This is a genomic window from Cupriavidus phytohabitans, assembly GCF_000426345.1.
GTDB lineage: Bacteria > Pseudomonadota > Gammaproteobacteria > Burkholderiales > Burkholderiaceae > Cupriavidus.
Map to the genome: position 1 here is coordinate 65,136 of NZ_AUFE01000021.1, position 26,216 is coordinate 91,351.

Consider the following 26,216-nt stretch of genomic DNA (forward strand, 5'->3'; position numbering starts at 1 on the left):
AACTCCGGGCTGGCGCGCTGCCGGCCCGCAGGCGGACGCGGCCAAAGCCAACACCTTAAAGGGCAATGGCGCAACAGGCAATCAAACGAAATTGGGCGCAACCACCGCCGCGCGCCGAGCCTACAAGGCCGCGCGCAGCCCGATGAAGAAGCGCCGGCCCGGTGCCGGCTCGAAGTAACGCCCGTTGGCCTCGTTGACGATCACCGAGCCGATATAGCGCCGGTCGGTCACGTTGTCGATGCGGCCGAACAGGTAGACGCGGGTCGGGCCGAGGCGGAACTCGTAGCCGGCGCGCAGGTTGAAGACCGCGTAGCCGGGCGCGGCTTGCGTGTTGAGGTCATCGGCATAGACGCGGCTGTCGACGCGCATCTCGGCGCCGAGCGTGAGCGGCGCCAGCGGCCGCCAGGCCAGGTCGGCGCTGACGCTATGGCGCGCGGTGCCGGGCAGCCGGTTGCCCGCGGCCACGGTCTGGCCCTGCGCGTTGATGAAGGCATCGCCGAAATAGGCATCGAGCCAGGTATAGGCCAGCCCGGCCTCGATGCGGCTGCCGCCACCTTGCCCCGGCGTGCCGACCTGCCCCAGGAAGCCGCCGCGCCAGCCCAGCTCGAAGCCGCGCCGGCGCACGCCGTTGACGTTCTGGTAGACGGTGCGGCCCGCGTTGTTCGATTGCGGCACCACTTCGTCGTGGCTGTCGGCATCGAACAGCGCCGCTTCCAGGCGCTGCCCGTCGGCCTGCCACTTGATGCCGATCTCGCCCTGGCGGCTGGTCGAGGCGCGCAGGCCGAGGTTGCTGCCGACCCCGCCGGGGCCGTAGGCGACCTCGGTCAGCGTCGGCGTCTCGAAGCCGCGACCGAGGTTGGCATAGACGTTCAGGCTATCGAGCGCATGCCACACCAGCCCGAGCACCGGGCTGACGTTGCTGTAGGTGGCGGTGCCGCTGTCGTCGGGGCTGGCCGCGGTGATGAACTGGTCGTCGATGCCCAGCCGCACGCGGCTGGCGCGCACGCCGCCGACCACTTGCCAGTCGGGATGGAAGGTCCAGTCGGCCTGCGCGAAGGCGCCCAGGTCGGTCGCGGTATTGGTCTCGTCACGCCGCAGCGCGCCCTGGCTGCCGTCCTGGTTGACGTAGCCGTTGCGGCCGTCGCGCATGCCGTTGGCCTCCACCCCGGCCGTCCACAGCAGCGGCAGGCCGTTGGCGGTGGTGCGCCGGCTCCACGACAGCGCGCCGCCGCCATAGATGCGATCCAGGTCGACGATGCCGCCGGATGACGTCGGCGCGGCGCCGCTGAACCCGAGGCGCTGGTACAGGTTGCGGGTTCCCGCCGTAGAGACGTCCGGTGAGGCTGTCGATGTCGCTCAGCTGATGCTCCACCACCACGCCCGCCTGCGCCTGCTCGACGTTCTTGCCGGTGTCGAACTGGGTCGCAGCCGGCACCGCCTGGCGCGGGTTGGCATTGGCCTGCGCACGTGTCAGCCCAAGCGGATCCTGCGCCAGCGGCTGGTTGAAGTAGTTGAACTGGCCAATCACGCGCGTCAAACGGACCGCGCAGCACCTCGACACGGCCGGCATTGGCCAGGTCGGCGGTGGAGGCCTGGCCCTGGCCGTCGGGCATGGTCGCGGGGATGCCGTCGACATAGAGCCGCACGCCGCGCACGCCAAACGTGGAGCGCGTGCCGAAGCCGCGCACCGCCAGCTGCAGGTCCTGCGAATAGTTCTGCCGGTCCCGCACGGCCACGCCCGGCACACCCGCCAGCACCTCGGACAGGTTGACCAGCGGCGTGGCGCTGCGCAGCGGATCGACCGGCACGCTATCCACCGCGGCCGGCGCATCGAAGCGTCGCTGCTCGCTGCGGGTGGCGGTGACCACGATGTCGGGGAGGGTTTCGGCGGTGCCGGCGGCCACCGCGCTGTCGGGCGGATCAGCGGCACGCACGCCGCCGCATGTGAGTACCAGGGCGGCCAACGCCAGTGCCCTGGGCGCCGGCATGCGGAGGCAGGGGAGGCGCTGATGCGTGGCCGACAAAGGCTGCGTGCCGCCTGGTCTCATGGTTGTCGGGGCGCGGTGCACGGGTGGAGGTGTCGCAACTTTATCCTGTCCCGGGGCACATTTCCATGACGGCCGCCGCGGGAACACCGGCTACCGTGCGACAGGGCGCGAACGATTATTCAGAAAATTTCAACAACTTGTTTCACGAAGGACCCCGCGAGTACGCACCAGCCTGCCTAAACTCTCTTCACCGGTCGATGCAAAGTCAACGCACACAGCAGATCCGCTACAGCACAACCCAGCAAACGGTCATTCAGATTTTCAAAATCAAGGGACTAGACACCATGCATACCCAACCCACCCGCGTCGCCATCGTCTACCACAGCGGCTACGGCCACACCGCCAGGCAGGCCCAGGCCGTCGCTCGCGGCGCCGGCAGCGTGGCGGGCGCCGAAAGCCTGCTGATTCCGGTCGAGGACATCGACCAGCACTGGGACACGCTGGAGCAGGTCGACGCCATCATCTTCGGCGCACCGACCTACATGGGCAGCGCCTCGGCGCAGTTCAAGGGCTTCATGGACGCCACCTCGCGTAATGTCTTCGCCAAGGGCGGCAAGTGGGCCAACAAGGTCGCGGCCGGCTTCACCAACGCCGCTTCGCGTTCGGGCGACAAGCTGGCAACGCTGCAGCAGATGGCCATCTTCGCCGCGCAGCACGGCATGCACTGGGTCAACCTGGGCCTGCCTCCGGGTCACAACAACTCCAAGTCGACCGAAGACTCGCTGAACCGCCACGGCTTCTTCCTGGGCGCCGCCGCGCAGTCCGACGCCGATGTCAGCGCCGAGGTGGCGCCGCCGCCGGCCGACCTGCGCACCGCCGAGCACCTGGGGGCGCGCGTGGCCGAGGTGGCGCAGCAACTGGTGGCTGGCCAGCGCGCGCTGGCAGCACTGAAGCAAGCCGCCTGATCTTTCGCCACGCCTTACGCGTACCCTGCCCTGCCGGCCCTTCGGGGCCGGTTTGCGTTTTGGCGGACGTGCGTTGCGACGCAGCGGGAATGCCCCGCCCATCAATATGGCTTTGCGTCCGCGCAAACACAGCCCCCGCCGGCCAGGCGCCAGCCACGCCGGTTGACAGCCATCAACCCGGGTGCTGAACACCTGACTTCGGCAACGCACCACCACTATATGTAGTGCTAATCTGCGCAACATACACTACATAAAGGGGAAAGCATGCGCGACGCACAGCAAGCCGGCACGCCATCGCCGGCGCAGCACGGCGGCCAGGTCGACGTGGCCAGCGCCATGGAGGAATACCTGGCCCAGCGCGACTGGCGCGTGCGGGCCAACGCCAACCAGGGCTACAGCCTGGGCGGACTGATCCTCAACGTCGCCGGCAAGGTCACGGCCAACTACTGGCTGTCGCATATCTTCAGCCCGGAAGCTGGGCAGGCGCATCGCGACGGCGACCTGCATATCCATGACCTCGACATGCTGTCCGGCTACTGCGCCGGCTGGTCGCTGCGCCAGTTGCTGGCGGAAGGCTTCAACGGCGTGCCGGGCAAGGTCGAGGCCAACCCGCCCAGGCATATGTCGGCTGCCGTGGGCCAGATCGTCAACTTTCTCGGCACGCTGCAGAACGAGTGGGCCGGCGCGCAGGCATTTTCCAGTTTCGACACCTACATGGCGCCGTTCGTGCGGCACGACCGCATGGACTACCGCGCGGTGCGCCAGTCGATGCAGGAGCTGGTGTTCAACCTGAACGTGCCGAGCCGCTGGGGCACGCAGACGCCGTTCACCAACCTCACCTTCGACTGGACCTGCCCGCAAGACCTGGCCGGCCAGGTGCCGTATATCGCCGGCGAGGAAATGCCGTTCACCTACGGCGACCTCCAGCCGGAGATGGACATGATCAATCGCGCCTACATCGAGGTGATGACGCAGGGTGATGCGCGCGGGCGCGCCTTCACCTTCCCGATCCCTACCTACAACATCACGCCGGACTTCGACTGGGACCATGCCAACGCCGAGCCGCTGTTCGAGATGACGGCGCGCTACGGGCTGCCCTACTTCCAGAATTTCATCAATTCAGACCTGGAACCGCACATGGTCCGCTCCATGTGCTGCCGCCTGCAGCTGGACCTGCGCGAACTGCTCAAGCGCGGCAACGGCCTGTTCGGCTCGGCCGAGCAGACCGGCTCGGTCGGCGTGGTCACGGTCAACTGCGCGCGCCTGGGCTACCTGCACCGGGGCGACGAGGCGGGGCTGATGGCGGCACTGGACCGCCTGCTGGCGCTGGGCCGCGATGTGCTCGAAGACAAGCGCCGCGTGGTGCAGCACTACATGGACGCGGGGCTGTACCCCTATACGCGCCGCTACCTCGGCACGCTGCGCAACCACTTCAGCACGCTCGGCGTCAACGGCATCAACGAGATGATCCGGAATTTCTCCGGCGACGCCGACGACGTCACGACGCCTGGCGGGCATGCCATGGCATTGCGGCTGCTCGACCATGTGCGTGCGCGCATCGGCGAGTTCCAGGAAGCGACGGGCCACCTCTATAACCTGGAGGCAACGCCGGCCGAAGGCACTACCTACCGCTTCGCGCGCGAAGACCGCAAGCGCTGGCCCGACATCCTGCAGGCGGGCACGGCCGAGCAGCCCTACTACACCAACTCCAGCCAGCTCCCGGCCGGCTATACCGACGATCCGTTCACCGCGCTGTCGATGCAGGAAGCGCTGCAAGGCAAGTACACCGGCGGCACCGTGCTGCACCTGTACATGAACGAAGCCCTGTCCAGCGCACAAGCCTGCAAGGCGCTGGTCCGGCGCGCGCTGACGCGCTTCCGCGTGCCATATCTGACGATCACGCCCACCTTCTCGATCTGCCCGAAGCACGGCTACCTGAGCGGGCGCCACGAGTTCTGTCCCCGGTGCGATGCCGAGTTGCTGGCACGCACCCCAGCCGCGGCCAGCGCGCCGCAAACCCAACCTGAAGAGGAGCTCTCATGAATACCGAATCGCGCCAGCCAGCCACGCCGGCCCTCGATCCCACCCTGCGTACCCGCTGCGAGGTCTGGACCCGGGTGATGGGCTACCACCGGCCCGTGACGTCCTTCAACACCGGCAAGCAAGGGGAATTCAATGAGCGGCGTTTCTTTACTGAAAGCGCCTGTCGCTGACGGCCCCTGCCTCACGGCCATACCGGTGCCTGCGCCAGCGGCCGCCGCGTCATTGCAGGGCGGGCCGGCGCTCGCCGGCCTGGTGCCGTTCTCCAGCGTGGACTGGCCCGGACAGCTGGCGGCGGTGCTGTTTATTGCCGGCTGCCCGTGGCGCTGCGGCTATTGCCACAATGCCCACCTGCAGCGGCGCCATGCGGCCTACGCCTGGCCAGCGCTGCTGGACTGGCTGAAGACCCGCGCCGGGCTGCTCGACGGCGTGGTGTTTTCCGGGGGCGAGCCGCTCAGCGAAGCGCGCCTGCCGGGGCTGGCCGCGGCGGTGCGCGCGCTCGGTTTCAGGGTGGGCTTGCATACCGCCGGCATCTATCCGCAACGGCTCGCCGCGCTGTTGCCACAGCTGGACTGGGTCGGGCTGGATATCAAGGCGGACGCGGCCGGTCACGATGCGCTGGTCGGACGGCCCGGCGGCCTGGCGCGGGTGCAGGCCAGCCTGGCGCAACTGCTCGGCGCCGGCGTTCCGTTCGAATGCCGGACTACCTGGGATCCTTCCTGCCTCAGCGAGCCGCGCTTGCTGGCGCTGGCACGCTCGCTTGCCGAGCAAGGCGTGCGCCACTATGCCGTGCAGGCCTGCCGGACGGGAACCGCCGCAGTGCCTGGCGCATCGTTGAGTGGGCCGGCGCGCGAGGCGCTGGCGTCATGGTTCGAGACGTTCTGCTACCGCGAAGGCTGAGGCGCACCGCCCTGCGCGTAGTTGGCGTTCAGTCTGCAAATGATTCCGTGAAAATTTCCCTCAAGCCCCGCCTTCCCGCGTCGATAACAGTAGGTTGAGGCGTCAAGCGTGCGGGCCGGCAAGCCGGCACCGGCGAGGCGCCATAACAGCCGACTTGGAAAGCTGGGAAACGGAGGAGACATGCAGAACCTGGGGATACGGATAAGGCTTGGCGCGGCGTTTGGCGCCATGTGGGCACTGGCGGCGGTCGGCTTCGCAATCGCACTGCCGCGCATGCAGGGAGCCGGCGACGGCAACGCGCGCACCCTGCTGGTGGCGCTTGGCGTGGCTGGGTTGGTGGTGGCGGTGGCGGCCACCTGGGCGCTGGCGCGCGGCATCGAGGCGCCACTGGCCGAAGCGGTCTATATCGCCGAAACAGTGGCCGCCGGCGACCTGAGCCAGGACTTCGAGACCGAGCGCGGCGGCGAATTCGGCCGGCTGCTGGGCGGGCTGGGCGAAATGGAAGACATGCTCACCGACCTGGTGACGCGCATCAAGGCCGCCACCGATTCGATCGGCGCGGCCTCGCACCAGATCGCCGCCGGCAATACCGACCTGTCGCAGCGCACCGAGGAACAGGCCGCCTCGCTGCAGCAGACCGCTGCCAGCATGGGCGAACTGACCGCGATGGTGCGCCAGAACACCGAACGCGCGCGCGCGGCCAACGGCCTCGCGGAAGCCGCGTCCGGCATCGCGGAGCGCGGCGGCGAGGTGGTCGGCAACGTGGTCCAGACCATGTCGGCGATCAGCGCCAGCTCGCGCAAGGTCACCGACATCATCGAAGTGATCGAAGGCATTGCCTTCCAGACCAACATCCTCGCGCTGAACGCCGCGGTCGAAGCCGCGCGCGCCGGCGAGCAGGGCCGCGGCTTCGCCGTGGTCGCTGGCGAAGTGCGCACGCTGGCGCAACGCAGCGCCGCGGCGGCCAAGGAGATCAAGCAGCTGATCGATGCCTCGGTGCAACAGGTGGACAGCGGCTCGGCGCTGGTGGGCCAGGCCGGCGAGACCATGCATGAAATCGTGCAGTCGGTCGGCCGCGTGACGGCGCTGCTGGGCGAGATCACCGTGGCGTCGGAACAGCAGAGCGCGGGGATCGCGCAAGTGAATGAAGCGGTCGCGCAGATGGACAGCGTGACGCAGCAGAACGCCGCGCTGGTGGAGCAGGCTGCCAGTGCTTCGAGTGCGCTGGCGGGGCAGGCTACGGCGCTGCAGCAGGTGGTGGGGGAGTTCAAGCTGGAGGCTTGAGCGGGGATTGCGCCGAGTATTCCGGGCCGACAGCACTGCGAATGTGGTCTCCTCTCTCCCATTTATGGGAGAGGGGAGCAAGCCGACGGAATGGGATCCGTCCCCGGCTTTCCCAAGCGGCCTTCGCCGCGTTACTGCCTTACACCGCCGCAGCCACCCCAACCGGCAGCACCGCCTGCACAGCCTTGGCAAAGCGCTCCACGATATTGTCGATATCCCGTTCGGTGCAGATGAACGGCGGCGCAAACAACACATGGTCGCCGCGCACGCCGTCCACGGTGCCGCCCATCGGATAGACCAGCAACCCGTTCTGCATCGCCGCCGACTTCAGCCGCGCGTGCGTCTTCAGCGCGGGATCCAGCGTCGCCTTGCTGTCGCGGTCAGCGACAAACTCCACGCCGACGAACAACCCGCGCCCGCGCACGTCGCCCAGGTTGGGATGCCCGCCCAGCGCCTCGCGCAGCCGCGCGCGCAGTTGTGCGCCGCGGGCCAGCACATTGGCCAGCAGCCTGTCTTCGGCAATCGTGCGCTGCACCGCGAGCGCCGCCGCGCATGCGGTGGCATGGCCGATGTAGGTATGGCCGTGCTGGAAGAAGCCGCTGCCGCCGACGATGGCGTCATAGATGCGGCGCGTGGACAGCATCGCCCCGATGGGCTGGTAGCCGGCCCCGAGGCCCTTGGCAATGGTGACGATATCCGGCACCACGCCATCCTCTTCGCACGCGAACAGGTAGCCGGTGCGGCCCATGCCGGACATCACTTCGTCCAGGATCAGCAGCACGCCGTACTTGTCGCACACGGCGCGGATGCGCTTCAGGTAATCGCCCACGGGCGGCACTGCGCCGGCAGTGGCGCCGACCACCGTCTCGGCGACGAAAGCGGCGACGGTATCCGGTCCCAGTTCCAGAATCTTCGCTTCGAGTTCGTCGGCGAGGCGCTGTGCGTACTGCGCGTCGGTCTCGCCAGCCTGCTGGTCGCGATAGGCGTAGCACGGCGACACGTGGTGCGCCGGCACCAGCAGCGGCAGGAACGGTTCGCGCCGCCATGCATTGCCGCCGATCGCCAGCGCGCCAAGGGTGTTGCCGTGGTAGCTCTGGCGGCGCGCGATGAAATGGCGGCGGCTCGGCTGGCCCACTTCGACGAAATACTGGCGCGCGAGCTTCAGCGCCGATTCCACGGCCTCGGAGCCGCCCGAAACGAAATACACATGGTCGAGATCTCCGGGCGCGGCTTGCGCCAGCGTTTCGGCCAGCGTTTCCGACACCTCGGTGGTGAAGAACGAGGTATGCGCGTAGGCGATGGTGTCGAGCTGCGACTTGATCGCCTCGATTACGCGCGGGTGGGCGTGGCCCAGGCACGACACGGCAGCGCCGCCGGAAGCATCGAGGTAGCGCTTGCCCGCGCTGTCGATCAGTTCGATGCCCTGCCCGGCAACGGCGACGGGCAGTGTCTGGCGCGGATTGCGATGGAATACGTGGGTCATGGTGGTGTTGAGGTGGCGGTGCCTTGCCGCGCGTCAGTGGCGCGCAGAGGATGATGCTTGTGCGGGCCGGCGCTGCAGCACACGGCCGGTGAATGCGGGACGCGCGCGCCCGTTGCTGTCGGCTGGCGCGTCCTGCTCCCAGACCTGCGCGCCATTGACCCAGACGCCATGGATGCCGGTGCTGATCTGCAGCGGATCTTCGAAGGTGGCGCGGTCCCGCACGTGGTCGGCATCGAACAGGACCAGGTCAGCAAAGGCGCCCGGCACGATCTGGCCCCGATCCTGCAGGCCGTACTGCTGCGCGGCCAGCCCTGACATCTTGTGGATCGCGGTCTCCAGCGTCATCAGCTGGTCTTCGCGCACCATGCGCGCGAGGATGCGCGGGAACGTGCCCCACTGGCGCGGGTGCGGGCGCGGGTCGAAGGGCAGGCCGTCCGAGCCGAACACGGTCAGCGGAAACTGCGCGATCCGTTCCACGTCGCGCTCGTCCATGATGAAGTAGATCGCCGCGGCGGGACGCAGCCTTTCCAGCAGCGCCTCTTCGTCCAGGCCAAGCTCTTGCATCAGTTCGTGGAAGTCGCGCCCGCCCGCAGCCGGATAGCCGGTTGACCAGGTGATCATGGTGCGAGTGGACTGGCGCACGCGGTCCAGCCGCAGCATGGTCGAGGTGGCCGGATACGGATGGCAGTCCAGACACAGCGGCTGCAGCCGCGCGGCGTCGGCAAGCAGGCGCAGCGTTTCGAGCGAGCGCCCGTGGTTGCGCTTGCCAGCCACCTTGTGGTGCGAGAACACCACCGGGCAACCCAGCGCGCGGCCGATGCGCAGCGCCTCTTCGATCGACGGCACGATCTGGTCGGTTTCGTCGCGCAGATGCGTGGAATACAGGCCGCGATGCACGCGCACCGGCTCGCAGACGGCAATGATCTCGGCCTCGGTCGCTGCGGCCGCTGGCGGGTAGAAGGTGCCGGTCGACACGCCGAACGCACCTGCTGCCATCGCCAGCCCGACTTCGTCGCGCATGGCGGCGATCTCGGCCTCGGTGGCGGCGCGGTCCAGCTGCGACATGGCACGCACGCGCAGCGTGGAGTGGCCCAGCAACGGCACCACGTTGACGTTGGCCGGCGTGGCGCGCAAAGCCTCAAGCCACTGCGCGAAGGTATCGAAGCGGAACAGCCCGGCCGGGCCGAGCAGGTCCAGCGGCTGCGGCGGCGCACTGTTCACCAGGGGCGCCAGGCTGATACCGCAGTTTCCGGTGACCACCGTGGTGATGCCCTGCGAGACCTTGGGCGTCATGTCCCGATGCACCAGCAGGTAGCCGTCATCATGCGTGTGGGCATCGATAAAGCCCGGCGCCAGCACGCGGCCGGCGGCATCGACGCTGCGCGCGGCGCGCACCGCGCCGCAGTCGCCGATGGCCACGATGCGGTCACCCGTCACCGCGACATCGGCCACCCGCCGCGGCGCGCCGGTGCCGTCGACCACGGTGGCGTTGCGGAACACCAGGTCGGCGTGTCCGGGCGCAAATTGCGGCACTGCCATCGTCATTCCTTTGCTTATTGCGGCGTGATGCCGGCCTGGCGCACTACCGCGGCCCACTTGCCGGTCTCGAGCACGGCGTAGCCGGACAGTGCCTGCGGGGTGCCGCCGACGATTTCCGCGCCCATCGACGCGAATTTTTCCTTGATCGCGGGATTGGCCAGCGCGCGGTTGAAGGCGCCATTGAGCTTGCCCACCACCTCGGCCGGCGTGCCTTGCGGCGCCACCAGCCCGCCCCACGCCACGCCCTCGAAGCCGGGCACGCCCGACTCGGCGATGGTCGGCAGCGCCGGCAGCAGCGGCGAGCGCGCCAGGCTGGTCACGGCCAGCGGTTTGAGCTTGCCGGCCTGGATCAGCGGCAGGATGGTCGGCATGTTGTCGATCAGCACGTTGACTTGCCCCGCCATCACGTCGGTCGCGGCCTGCGGGCTGCCCTTGTAGCCCACGTGCATCCACGCCAGGCCGGCCTTGTCGGCCAGCAACTGGCCGGTCAGGTGGCCGGAAGTACCCTGCCCCGGCGAGGCATAGGTGACCTTGTCGGGATTGGCCTTGATGTAGGCCACCAGTTCGGCAAAGGTTTTGACCGGCATGTCACGATTGACGGCGATCACATTGGGCACCTTGAACAGCAGCACCACCGGCGCGAAGGCATCTGGCCGGTATGGCAGCTTGCGGAAGGTGCTCTTGTTGATCGACAGCGTGACGTTGTTGGCATAGCCCAGCGTATAGCCGTCGGGCGCGGCGCGCTCCAGTTCGGAGATGCCGATCACGCCGGAGGCCCCGGGCTTGTTGTCGATCACGAAGGACTGGCCGAAGGACCTGGTGACTTCGGCGCCCAGCGCGCGCAGCAGCACGTCGGGACTGCCGCCCGCGGCGGACGGAACCACCAGCCGGATCGGGCGCGAGGGGTAGTTGTCGGCGGCGATGGCGGTGCCGGACAGGCCCGCGCAGGCAAGCCCGAGCATGGCAGCGAGGAAATGGCGTCTTGGCTGGTGTTGCATAGGGGCCCCTGTTGAGAAGGAATGCCTTCGGCGGGCAGGCATCCGCAGTATAGGGTCAGCCCCACAACAAATGCAACATTTGCTTCTTATCTACATTGTTAGAAACATACGTTGTTTCACACCATTGCCCCCGCTGCCGGAAATATCGCTGGTGCGATGAAACAGTCGTTACAACGGGCGAGTGCGCCGACAAAGGCATCGGCTTTCCGGCAAATGCGCAGCAGCGTTTCAGGCCGGGCTGCGCGCCTTATCCCCCGCGCGCTTGCGCGGCGTGCGGACCGCCGCCGGTTTGCCGCCATCATCGCTCGCCCCAATCACCTCCTCGTCCAGCGCCTCGACGATCGCGATCAGATACGCCGGCCCGCCATCCCCCGGCCGCCGGCTGAGCGAGGTGGTGACCTTGGTCCACACCGTGCCGCCATCCGCGCGGATAAAGCGCTTCTTCAGCGTGTAGGTCTCGAGCTCGCCATCGAGCAGCCGCTGGTACAGCGCCAGGTTCTCCTCCAGGTCTTCCGGCACCGTCAGCTCCTGGAACGTCCGTTGCACCAGCGTGGCGTTGTCGTAGCCCAGGATCTCGCGCAGCTTGCGGTTGGCGCGCAACCAGTGCCCGTTCAGGTCCAGGTGGGCGATCCCCACCGCAGCCTGCTCGAAGGTGGCGCGGAAGCGTTCCTCGCTGTCGCGGTGTGCGGCCTCCACCCGCTTCTGTTCGGTCACGTCCTGCGACGCGCCCACCATGGTCAGCGCATTGCCATGCTCGTCCAGCGTGACCTCGCCTTCCTCGTGGATGTCCCGGTGGCTGCCGTCGGGCAGCGTGATGCGGTAGTCGACCCGGTACGGCGCCTTGTCGACGGTGGCCGCGCGGATGGCGGCCTGCACGCGCGGGCGGTCTTCCTCCACGATCGATGCAAGGTAGCGGTCCATGGTCACCTTGAACGCCTGCGGCGCCCAGCCGAAGATGCGGTAGGCCTCGTCGGTCCAGGCGCAGTCGTCGGTCTGGATGTTCCAGGTCCAGCCGCCGAGGTGCGCGATCTCCTGCGCCTTGGCCAGCAGTGCCTCGTTCTGGCGTAGCGCGGCTTCGGCGCGGCGGCGTTCGGTGATGTCCAGGCTCACGCCGATCATCTTCACAGGGCGCTGGTCGAAATCGCGCACCAGCGTGGCCCGTGACGAAATCCAGCGCGTGGTGTCCTCGTGCACCACGCGGAATTCCCACTCGTGCATTTCCTGCGCGCCCAGCGTGCGCGCCAGCACCTCTTTCAGGCGCGCCACGTCGGCCGGATGCACGCAGGCCCAGAAATCGTCCATGTTGCGGATATGACGGCCGAACAGCGTGACGTCGTTGGACGAATACGTCAGGCCATCGGTCAGCACGTTCCATTCCCAGGTGACGATACCCGAGACTTCCTGCGCGAATTTCATCCGTGCCTCGCTTTCCATGATCTCGGCAAGGTGCTTCTGGCGCAGTTCCTTGATGTGCGGATCGGAAGCGCTGCTCGCCTCCAGGTCGGCGATGGCCTGCTCGCCGTAGCGCAGCCACAGCCAGTTCACGCCCAGGAAACGCGCCAGCGCCAGCAAGCGCTCGTATTCGATCTCGCCGCCGCGAGTCCACTTGTGTACCGCCGATGGCGAGACCGACAGGGCCTCGGCCACTTGCTTGAGCATGATCCTTTTGCCCTCCAGCACGCCTTTCAGGCGGGTGGCAAAAGTGTCTTCGGTCATGGCATCCCCTCTACTTTTTTTCAACCGATGGTGAATTGAGTAACTCGAACCTTACACCATCGAGCCAAATCGCGCGAATCAATAGTCCAGATCAATTAAGAATGGAAATTCGATATGTTTTCCAGTATTGCAGCATCCCCGTCCTCGTCACTAGACTTCGCTTCACATCACTATTGGTAATTTAATTTACTGTTAGTGAATCGACAAGTCACCGCACAGACCGAGACAACCGAGGAGACACCCCCATGCAAGACACCACCGCCCCTGTCTGCAGCACTACGTCGCTGGCCTACACGCTGCCGGCCTACTACTACACCTCGCCGGAGATTTTCGAGCACGAGAAAAAGACGATCTTCGCCCGCAGCTGGGTATGCGTGATGCACAAGAGCCAGGTCGCCGAGAACAACCAGTACGCCACCGCCAAGGTGGCCGGCGAGAACGTGTTCGTGGTGCGCGGCCGCGACGGCGTGCTGCGCGCGTTCTACAACGTGTGCCCGCACCGCGCGCACGAGCTGTTTGCCGACGGCGCCGGCAAGGCGAAGAACGTGATCACCTGCCCCTACCACGCCTGGTCCTTTGGCCTGGACGGCAAGCTGATCCATGTGCGCAACGCCGAGAACGTGCCGGGCTTCTGCAAGGACAACGCCGGCCTGACACCGGTGCGCGTGGAAGAGTTCTGCGGCCTGGTTTTCGTCAACCTCGACATGGATGCGAAGCCGCTGGCCGAACTGGCCGCCGGCCTCAACGACGAGATCCGCGCGCGCTGCCCGGACGTCGACAAGCTGGTGCCGGCGTACAAGCTCACCTACGAGATGAAGGCCAACTGGAAGGTGGTGGTCGACAACTACCTGGAGTGCCTGCACTGCCAGACCGCGCACCCCGCGCTGGTCGAGTCGATCAGGATGGAGACCTACAAGCACGAAGTGCGCGGCCTCTACACCAGCCAGGTCGGCCAGACCCGCTCGGGCAGCGACGCCTTCACCTATGACAGCGACGCGCCCAACACCGACTTCGCCGCGTACTGGCTGTGGCCCAACGTCACGCTGAACGTGCTGCCGGGCGACGGCAACTATGGCGTGTTCTACATGTTCCCGGTGGATGCCGACACCACCATCCAGCACTTCGAGTTCTACTTCCGCGACAGCACGCCCACCGCCGAGCAGGAGCAACTGATCGACTACTACAAGAACGTGCTCAAGCCGGAAGACCTCAGCATCGTCGAATCGGTGCAGCGCGGCCTGAAGTCGCGCGGCTACCGCAACGGGCAGGGCCCGTTGCTGGTCACCGACGACAAGACCTCCGCCATCGGCGAGCACGGCGTGCAGCACTTCCAGCAGATGGTGCTCGACGCCCTGGCCGCCTGAACCCACAAGAACAACCGGAACCGCAGCAATGATCCAGACCCAGCTCTATATCGACGGCCAGTGGCAGTCGCCCATCGACCACGGCACGCGCGCCATCGTGAGCCCGGCCGACGAATCCGTGATCGCGCAGGCCGCAGAAGCCACCCGCGCCGACGCGCGCCTGGCCATCGCGGCCGCGCGCAAGGCCTTCGATGGCCCGTGGCGCCAGACGACGATCCGCGACCGCGCGAAACTGCTGAACAGGATCGCCGAACTGATTGACCGCGATGCCGGGAAGCTTGCCCACCTGGAGTCGCTCAACACCGGCAAGACGCTGACCGAGAGCCGCACCGACATGGGCGATATCGCCGCCACCTTCCGCTACTTTGCGGGACTGGTGGCGTCGGAATCGGGCGCCGTCAACGAAGCGCCGCACCACGTGATCAGCCGCACGCTGCGCGAGCCGGTGGGTGTGTGCGGCCTGATCACGCCGTGGAACTACCCGCTGCTGCAGGCCGCGTGGAAAATCGCGCCGGCGCTGGGCGCCGGCAACACGGTGGTGATCAAACCCAGCAACCTGACGCCGCTGACCACGCACCACTTCACGCAGCTGGTGGCCGAGCTGGACCTGCCGCCGGGCGTGTTCAACCTGGTGACCGGCGGCGCCGAAGTGGGCGCGGAACTGGCCGAAAGCCTTGACGTGGACCTGGTGTCCTTCACCGGCGGCGCCTACGCCGGCGAGAGCATCATGAAGGCGGCCACCGGCAACTTCAAGCGCATCGGCCTGGAGCTGGGCGGCAAGAACCCGAACATCGTCTTTGCCGATGCCGACCTGGATGCAGCGGTCGACTACGCGCTCAACGCCGCGTTCTTCCACGCCGGCCAGGTCTGCTCCGCAGGCTCGCGCCTGATGGTCGAAGACAGCATCTATGATGCATTCATCGGCCGGCTGGCCGAGCGCCTGCCACGCATCGTGATCGGCAACGGCTTCCATGGCGAAACGCAGATGGGCCCGGTGCAGTCGGCGCAACAGCACGAGAAGATCCTCGGCATGGTGCAGGCCGGCATCGCCGAAGGCGCGCGGCTGGTCCACGGCGGCAAGCGGCCGGCCGGCGACGTATACAAGAAGGGCTACTGGCTGGAACCGACGCTGCTTGCGGACGTGACGGCAGAGATGAAGATTGCGAAGGAGGAGATTTTCGGGCCGGTGATCACCGCCGAGCGCTTCCGCTCCGAGGAAGAAGCGCTGCGTGCCGCCAACGACACGCCGTACGGCCTGGCCGCCGCAGTCTGGACCCGCGACCTGGACAAGGCCAACCGCATGTCGCGCGCGCTGCGCTTCGGCACGGTGTGGGTCAACGACTACCACCCGTATTTCCCGGAAGCGCCGTGGGGCGGCTACAAGGCGAGCGGCATCGGCCGCGAGCTTGCCCGCATCGGCCTGGACGAGTACACCGAGCTCAAGCACAGCTATATCAACCTCGCCCCCAAGGCGATGGGCTGGTTCGGCGCCTGAGCGCAGCTGACTTCGCAATCGCGTGCGCGGCGGCACCGCCCCCGGGCCGCCACGCACGGCGTCACGCAAACGAGGAGATTGCACCATGCAGGCAATCCATGAGTACGACTACATCATCGTCGGCGCCGGCTCGGCCGGCTGCGTGCTGGCCGCGCGGCTGACCGAGGACGCCGGTGTCTCGGTACTGCTGCTGGAGGCAGGCGGTCCCGACTGGCGCCTGGACTGGCGCACGCAGATGCCGGCCGCGCTGGCCTATCCATTGCAGGGCACCACCTACAACTGGGCCTACGTCACCGAGCCCGAGCCGCACATGAACAACCGCCGCATGACGCAGGGCCGCGGCAAGGGGCTGGGCGGCTCGTCGCTGATCAACGGTATGGTCTACATCCGCGGCAACGCGATGGACTATGACGGCTGGGCAGAGAACCGGTCGCTGGAGAACTGGAGCTACGCCGACTGCCTGCCCTACTTCCGCAAGGCCGAGACCTACGACAAGGGCGCCAACGACTACCACGGCGGCAATGGCCCGCTGCATGTGACCACACCGAAGGCCGGTATCAGCCCGCTGTTCGATGCCTTTATCAAGGCCGGCGAGCAGGCCGGCTATGGCCGCACCGATGACCTGAACGGCTACAGGCAGGAAGGCTTCGGCCCGATGGACCGCACCACCACCGCGCGCGGGCGCCGCTGCAGCACTTCGCTGGCCTACCTCGACCAGGCGAAGGACCGGCCCAACCTGACCGTGCATACCCGTGCGCTGGCAGACCGCATCCTGTTCTCCGGGCAGCGCGCCATCGGCGTTTCCTACCTCCAGGGCGATCATGTGCGCGAGGCCCGCGCGCGCCGCGAAGTGATCGTCAGCAACGGCGCGGTGGCCTCGCCGCAACTGCTGCTGCGCTCCGGCGTGGGCAATGCGGATGAACTGCGCGCGTTCGGCATCGATGCCGTCGCGGACCTGAAGGGCGTCGGCGAGAACCTGCAGGACCATCTGGAGATGTACCTGCAGTACGAATGCACCAAGCCGGTCTCGCTGTACCCGGCACTGAAATGGTGGAACAAGCCGGCCATCGGCATCGAGTGGTACCTGCGCGGCACCGGCATCGCCGCATCCAATCACTTCGAGGCCGGCGGCTTCATCCGCAGCAGCGACGAGTTTGCCTGGCCCAACCTGCAGTACCACTTCATCCCGCTGGCGATGAACTACGACGGCAGCAATCCCGTCCAGTCGCACGGCTTCCAGTGCCATGTGGGCTCGATGCGCTCGCCCAGCACCGGCTTCGTCAAGCTGGCCAGCCGCGACCCGCGCGTGAAGCCGCGCCTGCTGTTCAACTACATGGCGCACGACGTCGACTGGCGCGAATTCCGCGCGGCGATTCGCCTGACTCGGGAGATCATCGGCCAGCAGGCAATGGACCAGTTCCGCGGCCGCGAGATCAAGCCGGGCATGATGATCCAGAGCGATGCCGAGATCGACGCCTTCGTGCGCGAGCATGCCGAGACCGCGCTGCACCCGTCCTGCACCTGCAAGATGGGCGACGCCTCCGACCCGATGGCGGTGGTCGACAACCAGGGCCGCGTGCATGGCCTGTCCGCCCTGCGCGTGGTCGATGCCTCGATCATGCCGAGGATCGTCACCGGCAACCTGAATGCGCCCACGATCATGATGGCCGAGAAGCTGGCCGACGTGATCCGCGGCCGCGCCCCGCTGCAGCGTTCGACGGCGCCTTACTACAAGGCGGCGCCTGCGCGCATGCAGGCGAGCGCGGAGCGAGCGCAGCCGCCCACCGCACGCATCCCCATGCCGATGCCTGCCTGACCCGAGCGGCGCGGCGCGCGGGCATCCCGCCCGAACCCTGACTGCGGCACATGCGCTGCCGGGACCGAAGTCCCGGCGGGCAGCGTGCGCCCTGTCGGAAGCATCGCCCCCCACCACCACCAAAGCCGGCGATCCATAAACAAACCCAGACCGGCTCCAAGGATGAGACACAACCATGCTGCGCAAATGCTTTGCTGCAAGAAGGGCCCCATACAGCGTCCTGTACAGCGCCCTGCCCCTGTTGCTGTGCCAGGCGCTGCCCGCGCTGGCGCAGGCCGGCAGCGACACCACGCTGGCAGTCGCGCCGGTGCCGCAGGTCACTGCCACCGTGCCACCGGCCGAAACCGCGCCAACGTCGCCGTGGAGCGCCAACATGACACTGACCTCGCAATACGTCTCGCGCGGCTTCCGCCAGACGTGGGGCAAGCCTGCTGTGCAGGGCGGCATCGACTACGCCCATCCGAGCGGCTTTTCCGCCGGTACCTGGATGTCCAGCATCAGCGACAAGTTCATCGAGGGCGGCACGGTCGAATGGGACCTGTATGCGGGCTATACCGGCACCATCGGCGACTTCGTCTACGCCGGACAGGTCTACTACTACCTCTACCCGGGCGCGAAGCTGCAGTACGCGCAGACCAGGTACAACTACGGCGAAGCCGTCGCGTCGCTGACGTGGAAGTGGTTCAACGTCAAGTACTGGCTGACCTATACGCCCGACTACTTCGGCTATAACAGCGCCTCGCTGATGACCGGCAACGACCTGCACAGCCGCGGCTCCGGCTACCTCGACGTGAATGGCACCTTCGACCTGGGCCACGGCGTCTCGCTGCTGCTGCACTACGGCCAGGAGCGCGTGCGCAACTTTGCCGCCTATAACTTCCGCGACGTGCGCGTGGCGCTGTCCAAGGCCTTTGAAGGCGGCTGGACGCTGACCGGCGCCTATACCCGCGGCTGGGGCCGCACCGACGTCTACGACAACTACACCACCGGCGCGCTGGATTCCTCCGGCAACCCGGCGGTGTCCAACCCGCTGAAAAGCACGTTCCTGGTCTCGCTGACCAAGACGTTCTGACGGCATTCATCAACCGCTGTACCACTGCCTTACGAAGCACACCACCATGGCCTCCCTGGGTCTTACCGACGTGACCGGACTTGTCGGCGTTGCCGCCTACGTCGCCGCGCACTTTGCCGTGCAGGTCCTGCACAAATCCCCGACCGGCCGGCTGGCCGTCGTCCTCAACGTGATCGGGCCGAGCTGCATCCTGGTCTCGCTGGCGGGCGCGTTCAACCTGGCCTCGTTCCTGACCCAGTGCTTCTGGCTGGGACTGACGCTGTTGGGATGGTGGCGCAACCGGCGCGCCGGGCGCGCGGTGGTGGGAACGCTGGGCGGCCCGCGTCCAGGGCAGCCCGTGCAGCAGTAGTCGAGGCACGGCCGGTGCCGATTGCAACGCGATTACAAATCTTCCGTTGCGTTGGCGCAGGGCCGTTCCTATACTCACCCGAAACACCGATAGTAATGTTTTTCACTATTAGTGAATCAAAAGGAAACCGGAAGCTGCAAGACCTGATTCAGGCCGCGCGGCAACCCCGGGATGACAACAGGAGACAAGGATGAGAAACGCCCCCAAAATTCCCGCCACAGATTCCCGACCGTCGTAACGACCGGCAGGCAGTACCCCAAGTACCTACCCACCGCAGACGGCAGACCGTGACGGAGTTCGCGCTCCAGACAAACGGCAACCGGGAAGCAAGGAGACATTTCGTGTATTCACAGAAAGACGTGCTGTCGATCGGCGCGCAGGCGCCGCTCGCCCCTGCGCAGCAACAGACCCAGCCAACCCAATCCCATGAACTGCAGCGCACCCTGACCTGGAAGGACGCCTTCTGGGTCACCAGCGGCGTGCCCGCCGGCGTGCTCTTCACCATCGGCGGCGTGTCCGCCACTATCGGCAACCCCGCGTGGGTGATCTGGATCCTGGCCATCCTGATCGGCTTTGTGCAGTGCTTCGTCTACGCCGAGATCTCGGGCCTGTATCCGCACAAGTCGGGTGGCGCCTCGGTTTATGGCGCGCTCGGCTGGGTGCGCTACAGCAAGTTCGTCGCGCCGGTCTCGGTGTGGTGCAACTGGGTGGCGTGGTCGCCGATGCTGGCGCTGGGCACCAGCCTGGCCGCCGGCTACATGCTGAGCGCGCTGTTCCCAGCCGATTCGGTCATCAACACCTGGCAGCTGACGCTGCTGGACCTGGGCTTCGTCAGCAAAGGCCTGACGCTGCGGGTGAACTCCACCTTCCTGCTGGCCACCGCGTTCCTACTGATCACCTTCAAGCTGCAGCACAGCGGCGCCTCGGCCGCGGCCACCACGCAGCGCATCCTGGGCATTGCCTCCCTGACGCCGCTGGTGGTGATCGCGCTGGTGCCGCTGTTCACGGGCGACATGCCTTCGACCAATTTCCTGCCACTGCTGCCGCTGACGCACGACGCCACCGGCGCCGCGGTGCTGGGCGGCTGGAACGCGGCTGGCATCAGCACGGCGATGGGCGCGATGTTCCTGGCCTGCTGGTCGACCTTCGGCTTCGAGACCGCGGTCTGCTACACCCGCGAGTTCAAGGACCCGCAGAAGGACACCTTCAAGGCGATCTTCTGGTCCGGCGTGCTGTGCCTGTTCATGTTTATCGCGGTGCCGATCGCCTTCCAGGGCTCGCTCGGCCTGCAAGGCATGCTGGCGCCGGACATCGTCGACGGTTCCGGCGTGGGCGCGGCAATGGCGAAGTTCGTCGGCGGCGGCGCAGTGGTGTTCAACGTGATCGTGGTGATGCTGGTGCTGGCGATCCTGCTGATCGTGATGACCTCGATGATGGGTTCGTCTCGCACGCTGTACCAGGCCTCGGTCGACGGCTGGCTGCCGCGCTACCTCTCGCACGTGAACGAGCACGGCTCCCCGACCCGCGCGATGTGGACGGACCTGCTGTTCAACCTGTTCCTGCTGCTGATGTCGAACTACATGGCGGTGCTGTCGATCAGCAACGTCTGCTACATGATCTTCGTGTTCCTGAACCTGCAGGCGGGCTGGATCCACCGCATGGACCGACCCGACTGGGCCCGCCCGTACAAGTGCAAGAACTGGCTGCTGGCACTGGGCGCGTTCTGCGGATTCTTCGACCTGGCCTTTGTCGGCGCCGGCGCCAACTTCCAGGGCGAGAACACGCTGCGCAATGGCCTGATCGCCGCGCTGCTGATCGTGCCGGTCTTCATCTATCGCCACTACGTCCAGGACAAGGGCCGCTTCCCCGAGTCGATGCGCCGCGACATGGAACTGCCGCATGCGCGTGCCGGCAAGCTGCCCTACGTGGCGCTGATCGTCGGCGCCCTGGTGGTGTGGATCGCGGCGCGGCTGACCGTGATCTCCTGATTTGCCGTGACGGGCCGGCGCCATGCCGGCCTGGCTTCCCCTCCCGATATTCCCTGTATTCCGAGGTATTGCCATGACTGACACGCTCCGCGTACGCGTCGGCCGCGTCGAGCCGCTGGCCGACGGCATCAAGCGCTTCACCCTGCAACCCTGCGACGGCGGCGCGCTGCCCGCGTTTTCCAGCGGCAGCCACGTCGTGGTGCATATGGACAGCGGCCGGCTGCGCAACGCCTACTCGCTGACCAGCGCGCTGGACAACCCTGCTCACTACCAGATCGCGGTACGGCTGGAAGAAGCCTCGCGCGGCGGCTCGCGCTACATGCATGAGCAGGTGCGCGAGGGCGACGAGCTGCATATCGGCGCGCCGGGCAACCTGTTCGGCCTGGACCGCGGCGCCGGCCGCCATCTGCTGATCGCCGGCGGCATCGGCATCACGCCGTTCATGACGCATATCCAGGCGCTTGCCGCGAGCAACGCACATTTCGAGCTGCACTACTGCTTCCGCAATGCGCAGTCCGCCGCGTTCCTCGACATGCTGCCGGCCACGCTGCAGCCGGAACAATTGCACCTGTACGAGAGCGATTCCGGCACGATGCTCGACATCGCCTCGCTGCTCGCCACGCAGCCGGCCGAAACCCACGTCTATGTGTGCGGCCCCGCCCCGCTGAACGACGCCGTGGTCAACGCCGCGCGCGCCGCCGGCTGGGACGCCAGCCGAATCCACTTCGAGCAGTTCCGCAACGAGGTGGATGCCACCGGCGGCGCCTTCGAGGCCGTGTTGCGAAAGAGCGGGCTGACGCTGCAGGTGGGCGCGGAGGAATCGCTGCTGCGCGCCATCGAAAAGGCCGGGATCCAGGTGGACTGCATGTGCCGCGAGGGCATCTGCGGCTCATGCGAAACCGCGATCCTGGAGGGGGAAGCGGACCACCGTGACCAGTACCTGTCCGATGCGGAGAAGACAGCGCAGAAGACGATGATGCTGTGCGTGTCGCGGTGCAAGGGGCAGCGGCTGGTGCTGGATCTCTGATCGCGTCATCAGCAACCGTTTGGTTGCGTTTCCGTCCCCGGTCTCCTAACATGCAACCATACCGTTGCACATCAACCCCGAACAGGAGACCGGACATGCCTTCCGACACCGACCGCATCGAACGCAGCATCCTGATAGAAGCCCCCGTGGCGCGCGTCTGGCACGCGCTGGCCGATGCCGATTCCTTCGGCAGCTGGTTCGGCGTCAAGTTCGATGGCGCCACCTTCACACCTGGCCGGCGCGCTGTCGGCAGCATCACCTACCCCGGCTACGAATACCTGAAGTTCGACGTGCAGGTGGAACGCGTGGAGCCGGAAAGGCTGCTGTCCTGGCGCTGGCACCCCGCGCCAATGGAACGGGGGCGTGACTATTCCGGCGAACCGAGCACGCTGGTGGAATTCACGCTGCGCGAAGTCGACGGCGGCACCATGCTGACCGTGGTCGAGTCAGGCTTCGACCAGATCCCGCCCGAGCGCCGCATGGAAGCGTTCCGCATGAACAGCGGCGGCTGGGATCAACAGGTGAAGAATGTCCACAAGCATGTCACCGGCGCCGCCTGAAGCGCTGGATCTGCAACAGTCCGCCGCGGTATTTGCCGCGCTGGGCGACGAAACCCGGCTGCGGCTGGTGGCGGCGCTGTGCGCGGGCGGCGCGATGTCGATCGCGCAGCTGACCGCCGGCAGCACCATGACACGGCAGGCGGTGACCAAGCACCTGCAGGTGCTGTCGCAGGCCGGGCTGGTGCGCGACAGCAAGGCCGGGCGCGAGCGGCTGTGGATGTTCGAGCCTGGGCAGGTCGAGGCGGCGCGGCGGTCGCTGGAGGCGATCGGGAGGCAGTGGGAGTTTGCGCTGGGCAAGCTGAAGCTTGCGGTGGAGACGAATCACTAGCTTGGGACGCACTGCGAGCCACTGGTTTGCTCCCCTCTCCCGCAAACGGGAGAGGGAGCAGCTGCCAGGCAGAGCGAAGCCGCAGCATGTAATCCCCCGCGCACCCCGCTATACTGGGAAGCCCCCCGCCCACCACCACGGCAACACGCAGGCCGCGATCGCGCCAGGCCTGCCGGAGGAAGCGCGCAATTGGCTGACCACGACCTGTCCAGGCTGAAAATCGACCGCAGCGCCACCGCCGCGCCCGGCGCGCGCCTCCGCCCCCGGCGCAGATGGCTGCGCTATGCGGTCATCGCGCTGGTCCTGCTGGCCGTGCTCGGCATCGCCGTCAGGCTCGCCGGCCCTCGGTCGGTGCAGACCACAACGGTTACCTCGGCCTATCCCACGCAGAATTTCACGCTGCTCAACGCCACTGGCTATGTCGTGCCGCAGCGCAAGGCGGCAGTCGCTTCCAAGGCGCAGGGCCGGCTCGAATGGCTGGGCGTGCTGGAAGGCTCGCGCGTAAAGAAGGACGAGGTCATCGCGCGGCTGGAAAGCAAGGACGTGTCCGCGACCTTCGCCCAGGCGCAGGCCCAGGTCAAGGTGGCGCAGGCCAACCTGGCCCTGCAGCAGGCGGAGCTGAAGGACGCGGAAGTCAACCTGCGCCGCTCGCAGATCCTGATCGTGCCGAACGCCATCTCGCGCAACCAGTATGACGCCGACGTCGCGCGCTACAACAAGGCCAGGGCATCGGTCAGCAGTTCGCAGGCGTCGATCGCGTCGGCGCAGGCCAATGCGCGCGCGGCCGAGGTGGCGGTGGAACAGACCGTGGTGCGCGCGCCGTTCGACGGCGTGGTGCTGGTCAAGCATGCCAACGTGGGCGACAACATCACGCCGTTCTCGGCCGCCGCCGACACCAAGGGCGCGATCGTGACCATTGCCGACATGGAGACGCTGGAAGTGGAGGCCGACGTCGCCGAATCCAATATCGCCAGGATCCGCGCCGGCCAGCCGTGTGAGCTGCTGCTCGACGCGTTGCCGGGCGTGCGCCTGGCCGGCCAGGTTTCGCGCATCGTGCCGACCGTGGACCGCTCCAAGGCCACGGTGCTGGTCAAGGTGCGCTTTGTCGACCGCGACGCGCGCGTGCTGCCGGACATGAGCGCCAAGATCGCCTTCCTGTCGCGCGCCGCCACGGCGCGGGACCGCCAACCGATGGTCGCGGTGCAGCCCGCCGCGGTGGTCACGCGCGATGGCCGGCAGGTGGTCTACGTGGTCCGGGACGGCAAGGCGCACGAGACCCAGGTCAAGACCGGCGACAAGCTCGGCGAGCTGGTCGCGGTGCAGGGCGTCAAGCCCGGTGACGTGCTGGTGCTGTCCCCCGGCGACAAGCTCGGCGACGGCGACCGCGTCACGCCGGCCAAGCCTTGAGTGTGACCACATGAGGGTGACCATATGAGGGTGAGCCCATGAGCGCCGCGCCGCTGGTCCGCATCAGCCACGTCGCCAAATCCTACCGGCGCGGCATGCAGACCGTGCCCGTGCTGACCGATATCTCGCTCGATATCGGCGAGGGCGAATTCGTCGCGCTGATGGGCCCGTCCGGCTCCGGCAAGAGCACGCTGCTGAACCTGATCGCCGGCATCGACCGGCCCGACAGCGGCACGCTGCAAGTGGCCGGGCTAGATATCACGCAGCTGCCCGAAGCCGCGCTGGCCGACTGGCGCGCGGCCAATGTCGGTTTCGTCTTCCAGTTCTACAACCTGATGCCGGTGCTGACCGCGTTCGAAAACGTGGAGCTGCCGCTGATGCTGACCAGCCTGCCGCGCGCGGAACGCCGCGCGCGCGTTGAGCTGGTGCTGGACATGGTCAACCTGGCCGACCGCATGAGCCACTACCCGTCCGAGCTGTCGGGCGGGCAGCAGCAGCGCGTGGCGATCGCGCGGGCGCTGATCACCGACCCGACGCTGATCGTCGCCGACGAGCCCACCGGCGACCTCGACCGCACCTCTGCCGCGGAAATCCTGGCGATGATGCAGCGCCTGAACGCGGAACTCGGCAAGACCATCATCATGGTCACGCACGATGCCCATGCCGCGGCCGCGGCGAGCTCGCTGGTGCACCTGGAGAAGGGCGAGCTGATCCGTGGCGAGGTCGCCTGACCTGTCATGTACGCGCTCAAGCTGATCACCCGCAACGCACTGCGGCACAAGCTGCGCACCGCGCTGACCGTGCTGGGGCTGGTGATCGCGGTGCTGGCGTTCGGGCTGCTGCAGACCGTGATCGACGCGTGGTACGCCGGCGCGTCGGCCGCGTCCAGCGCGCGGCTGGTGACGCGCAATGCGATCTCGCTGGTGTTCCCGCTGCCGCTCAGCTACGAGGGCCGCATCCGCGGCGTCGACGGCGTGACCTCGGTGGCGCGTTCGAACTGGTTCGGCGGCGTCTATCGCGATCCCAAGAATTTCTTTGCGCAGTTCGCGGTGTCGGACAACTACCTCGATCTTTATCCGGAATTCATCGTTCCCGAACAGCAGCGCGCCGACTACCAGCGCGACCGCAAGGGGGCGCTGGTGGGCCGCCAGCTGGCCGACCAGTTCGGCTTCAAGATCGGCGACGTGATCCCGATCAAGGGCACCATCTACCCCGGCACCTGGGAGTTCGTCGTGCGCGGCATCATGGACGGCCGCGACGAAAGCATCATCACGAAGCAGATGGTGTTCCACTGGGAATACCTGAACGAAACCATCCGCAAGAAGACGCCGCGGCAGGCCGACCAGGTCGGGGTCTTTGTGCTGGGCGTGGACAACCCCGACAACACCGCGGCGATCTCGCGCAATGTCGATGCCGTGTTCCGCAACTCGCTGGCGGAGACGCTGACCGAGACCGAGCAGGCGTTCCAGCTCGGCTTCGTCGCCATGTCGAACCAGATCATCGCGGCGATCCGCGTGGTCTCCTACGTGGTGATCGTGATCATCATGGCGGTGATGGCCAATGCGATGGCGATGAGCGCGCGCGAGCGCACCGTGGAATACGCCACGCTCAAGGCGCTGGGCTTCGGCCCGGGCTTCCTCGCGCTGCTGGTATTCGGCGAGTCGCTGGCGATCTGCGTGGCGGGCGGCGCGCTCGGCATGCTGGCCACGCCGCCGATGGCGGCGGCCTTCAAGCAGGCGGTAGGCGGCGTGTTCCCGGTGTTCACGGTATCGCCGGAGACGATGCGCGCGCAGGCCGCGTGCGCGCTCGCGGTAGGCATCGCCGCCGGCATCGTGCCCGCGGTGCAGGCCGCGCGCGTGCGCATCGTCGAAGGCCTGCGGGCGATCGGCTGACACAG

Annotated in this window: 20 protein-coding genes and 2 pseudogenes; 17 read left to right on the top strand and 5 right to left on the bottom strand. The window is 67.1% G+C overall.

Features of this window, described 5'->3' with window-relative positions; all coding sequences use genetic code 11:
- Positions 1 to 120: 120 nt before the first annotated feature.
- Positions 121 to 2,048 (bottom strand): annotated as a pseudogene (locus K309_RS36710) (TonB-dependent receptor family protein).
- Positions 2,049 to 2,332: 284 nt separating this feature from the next.
- Here K309_RS36710 and K309_RS0116940 point away from each other — a divergent pair.
- From K309_RS0116940 to K309_RS0116960, 5 genes and pseudogenes are all read left to right on the top strand, one after another.
- Complete coding sequence (locus K309_RS0116940) at positions 2,333 to 2,953, top strand: flavodoxin family protein (protein WP_029047550.1); 621 nt, start codon at positions 2,333 to 2,335, stop codon at positions 2,951 to 2,953.
- 318 nt (positions 2,954 to 3,271) lie between these two features.
- Positions 3,272 to 4,996: pseudogene (locus K309_RS36715) on the top strand (ribonucleoside triphosphate reductase); the annotation flags it as partial.
- Positions 4,993 to 5,166, top strand: a complete 174-nt coding sequence (gene nrdD, locus K309_RS43795) for an anaerobic ribonucleoside-triphosphate reductase (RefSeq protein ID WP_029047551.1) — start codon at positions 4,993 to 4,995, stop codon at positions 5,164 to 5,166. The pseudogene K309_RS36715 and the gene nrdD, both read left to right, overlap by 4 nt.
- A complete protein-coding gene (locus K309_RS0116955) occupies positions 5,129 to 5,893 on the top strand; it encodes an anaerobic ribonucleoside-triphosphate reductase activating protein (RefSeq protein ID WP_084402458.1) in 765 nt (254 codons plus the stop codon). Before nrdD ends, K309_RS0116955 begins: the two co-directional genes overlap by 38 nt.
- A gap of 180 nt (positions 5,894 to 6,073) precedes the next feature.
- Positions 6,074 to 7,177 carry a methyl-accepting chemotaxis protein gene (locus K309_RS0116960; protein WP_029047553.1) on the top strand — a complete coding sequence of 368 codons (1,104 nt, stop codon included), beginning with the start codon at positions 6,074 to 6,076 and terminating at the stop codon, positions 7,175 to 7,177.
- A 139-nt stretch (positions 7,178 to 7,316) separates the two neighbouring features.
- Here K309_RS0116960 and K309_RS0116965 read toward each other — a convergent pair whose 3' ends face one another.
- The 4 genes from K309_RS0116965 to K309_RS36720 form a co-directional block, all read right to left on the bottom strand.
- On the bottom strand, positions 7,317 to 8,660 hold the full coding sequence (locus K309_RS0116965) for an aspartate aminotransferase family protein (protein WP_029047554.1): 1,344 nt from the start codon (positions 8,658 to 8,660) through the stop codon (positions 7,317 to 7,319).
- 33 nt (positions 8,661 to 8,693) lie between these two features.
- On the bottom strand, positions 8,694 to 10,199 hold the full coding sequence (locus K309_RS0116970; RefSeq protein WP_029047555.1) for an N-acyl-D-amino-acid deacylase family protein: 1,506 nt from the start codon (positions 10,197 to 10,199) through the stop codon (positions 8,694 to 8,696).
- A 14-nt stretch (positions 10,200 to 10,213) separates the two neighbouring features.
- Positions 10,214 to 11,197, bottom strand: a complete 984-nt coding sequence (locus K309_RS0116975; protein WP_029047556.1) for a Bug family tripartite tricarboxylate transporter substrate binding protein — start codon at positions 11,195 to 11,197, stop codon at positions 10,214 to 10,216.
- A 228-nt stretch (positions 11,198 to 11,425) separates the two neighbouring features.
- Positions 11,426 to 12,913, bottom strand: a complete 1,488-nt coding sequence (locus K309_RS36720) for a helix-turn-helix domain-containing protein (RefSeq protein ID WP_084402459.1) — start codon at positions 12,911 to 12,913, stop codon at positions 11,426 to 11,428.
- Positions 12,914 to 13,158: 245 nt separating this feature from the next.
- On the opposite strand from K309_RS36720, the gene K309_RS0116985 reads away from it, so the two are divergent.
- The 12 genes from K309_RS0116985 (at position 13,159) to K309_RS0117040 (ending at position 26,211) form a co-directional block, all read left to right on the top strand.
- Positions 13,159 to 14,277: an aromatic ring-hydroxylating oxygenase subunit alpha gene (locus K309_RS0116985; RefSeq protein WP_029047557.1), complete on the top strand. Its 1,119-nt coding sequence runs from the start codon at positions 13,159 to 13,161 to the stop codon at positions 14,275 to 14,277.
- 28 nt (positions 14,278 to 14,305) lie between these two features.
- Positions 14,306 to 15,772, top strand: coding sequence for an aldehyde dehydrogenase family protein (locus tag K309_RS0116990; protein WP_029047558.1), 1,467 nt, complete (start codon positions 14,306 to 14,308; stop codon positions 15,770 to 15,772).
- A gap of 85 nt (positions 15,773 to 15,857) precedes the next feature.
- Positions 15,858 to 17,588 carry a choline dehydrogenase gene (betA, locus tag K309_RS0116995; protein WP_029047559.1) on the top strand — a complete coding sequence of 577 codons (1,731 nt, stop codon included), beginning with the start codon at positions 15,858 to 15,860 and terminating at the stop codon, positions 17,586 to 17,588.
- Between the two features lie 175 nt (positions 17,589 to 17,763).
- Positions 17,764 to 18,660, top strand: a complete 897-nt coding sequence (locus K309_RS0117000; RefSeq protein WP_029047560.1) for a TorF family putative porin — start codon at positions 17,764 to 17,766, stop codon at positions 18,658 to 18,660.
- 46 nt (positions 18,661 to 18,706) lie between these two features.
- Positions 18,707 to 19,009: a CBU_0592 family membrane protein gene (locus K309_RS0117005; protein ID WP_029047561.1), complete on the top strand. Its 303-nt coding sequence runs from the start codon at positions 18,707 to 18,709 to the stop codon at positions 19,007 to 19,009.
- Between the two features lie 368 nt (positions 19,010 to 19,377).
- On the top strand, positions 19,378 to 20,997 hold the full coding sequence (locus K309_RS0117010; protein ID WP_369796440.1) for a trimethylamine N-oxide permease: 1,620 nt from the start codon (positions 19,378 to 19,380) through the stop codon (positions 20,995 to 20,997).
- Positions 20,998 to 21,070: 73 nt separating this feature from the next.
- Positions 21,071 to 22,024, top strand: coding sequence for a PDR/VanB family oxidoreductase (locus tag K309_RS0117015; protein ID WP_029047563.1), 954 nt, complete (start codon positions 21,071 to 21,073; stop codon positions 22,022 to 22,024).
- Positions 22,025 to 22,119: 95 nt separating this feature from the next.
- Positions 22,120 to 22,584 (top strand): SRPBCC family protein, encoded by a 465-nt coding sequence (locus K309_RS0117020; RefSeq protein ID WP_029047564.1) that lies wholly within the window; start codon positions 22,120 to 22,122, stop codon positions 22,582 to 22,584.
- Positions 22,565 to 22,912 (top strand): ArsR/SmtB family transcription factor, encoded by a 348-nt coding sequence (locus tag K309_RS0117025; protein ID WP_084402460.1) that lies wholly within the window; start codon positions 22,565 to 22,567, stop codon positions 22,910 to 22,912. The genes K309_RS0117020 and K309_RS0117025 overlap by 20 nt, the downstream gene beginning before the upstream one ends.
- A 189-nt stretch (positions 22,913 to 23,101) precedes the next feature.
- Positions 23,102 to 24,319, top strand: a complete 1,218-nt coding sequence (locus tag K309_RS0117030) for an efflux RND transporter periplasmic adaptor subunit (protein ID WP_029047566.1) — start codon at positions 23,102 to 23,104, stop codon at positions 24,317 to 24,319.
- A gap of 38 nt (positions 24,320 to 24,357) precedes the next feature.
- Positions 24,358 to 25,050, top strand: a complete 693-nt coding sequence (locus K309_RS0117035) for an ABC transporter ATP-binding protein (RefSeq protein WP_029047567.1) — start codon at positions 24,358 to 24,360, stop codon at positions 25,048 to 25,050.
- A 6-nt stretch (positions 25,051 to 25,056) separates the two neighbouring features.
- Positions 25,057 to 26,211, top strand: coding sequence for an ABC transporter permease (locus tag K309_RS0117040; RefSeq protein ID WP_029047568.1), 1,155 nt, complete (start codon positions 25,057 to 25,059; stop codon positions 26,209 to 26,211).
- Positions 26,212 to 26,216 lie beyond the last annotated feature (5 nt).

Excerpts from the sequence above, each read along its gene's own strand:
- K309_RS0116940 (WP_029047550.1), top strand. The coding sequence starts at position 2,333 with ATGCATACCCAACCCACCCGCGTCGCCATCGTCTACCACAGCGGCTAC.
- nrdD (WP_029047551.1), top strand. The coding sequence starts at position 4,993 with ATGAATACCGAATCGCGCCAGCCAGCCACGCCGGCCCTCGATCCCACC.
- K309_RS0116955 (WP_084402458.1), top strand. The coding sequence starts at position 5,129 with ATGAGCGGCGTTTCTTTACTGAAAGCGCCTGTCGCTGACGGCCCCTGC.
- K309_RS0116960 (WP_029047553.1), top strand. The coding sequence starts at position 6,074 with ATGCAGAACCTGGGGATACGGATAAGGCTTGGCGCGGCGTTTGGCGCC.
- K309_RS0116965 (WP_029047554.1), bottom strand. The coding sequence starts at position 8,660 with ATGACCCACGTATTCCATCGCAATCCGCGCCAGACACTGCCCGTCGCC.
- K309_RS0116970 (WP_029047555.1), bottom strand. The coding sequence starts at position 10,199 with ATGGCAGTGCCGCAATTTGCGCCCGGACACGCCGACCTGGTGTTCCGC.
- K309_RS0116975 (WP_029047556.1), bottom strand. The coding sequence starts at position 11,197 with ATGCAACACCAGCCAAGACGCCATTTCCTCGCTGCCATGCTCGGGCTT.
- K309_RS36720 (WP_084402459.1), bottom strand. The coding sequence starts at position 12,913 with ATGACCGAAGACACTTTTGCCACCCGCCTGAAAGGCGTGCTGGAGGGC.
- K309_RS0116985 (WP_029047557.1), top strand. The coding sequence starts at position 13,159 with ATGCAAGACACCACCGCCCCTGTCTGCAGCACTACGTCGCTGGCCTAC.
- K309_RS0116990 (WP_029047558.1), top strand. The coding sequence starts at position 14,306 with ATGATCCAGACCCAGCTCTATATCGACGGCCAGTGGCAGTCGCCCATC.
- betA (WP_029047559.1), top strand. The coding sequence starts at position 15,858 with ATGCAGGCAATCCATGAGTACGACTACATCATCGTCGGCGCCGGCTCG.
- K309_RS0117000 (WP_029047560.1), top strand. The coding sequence starts at position 17,764 with ATGCTGCGCAAATGCTTTGCTGCAAGAAGGGCCCCATACAGCGTCCTG.
- K309_RS0117005 (WP_029047561.1), top strand. The coding sequence starts at position 18,707 with ATGGCCTCCCTGGGTCTTACCGACGTGACCGGACTTGTCGGCGTTGCC.
- K309_RS0117015 (WP_029047563.1), top strand. The coding sequence starts at position 21,071 with ATGACTGACACGCTCCGCGTACGCGTCGGCCGCGTCGAGCCGCTGGCC.
- K309_RS0117020 (WP_029047564.1), top strand. The coding sequence starts at position 22,120 with ATGCCTTCCGACACCGACCGCATCGAACGCAGCATCCTGATAGAAGCC.
- K309_RS0117025 (WP_084402460.1), top strand. The coding sequence starts at position 22,565 with ATGTCACCGGCGCCGCCTGAAGCGCTGGATCTGCAACAGTCCGCCGCG.
- K309_RS0117035 (WP_029047567.1), top strand. The coding sequence starts at position 24,358 with ATGAGCGCCGCGCCGCTGGTCCGCATCAGCCACGTCGCCAAATCCTAC.
- K309_RS0117040 (WP_029047568.1), top strand. The coding sequence starts at position 25,057 with ATGTACGCGCTCAAGCTGATCACCCGCAACGCACTGCGGCACAAGCTG.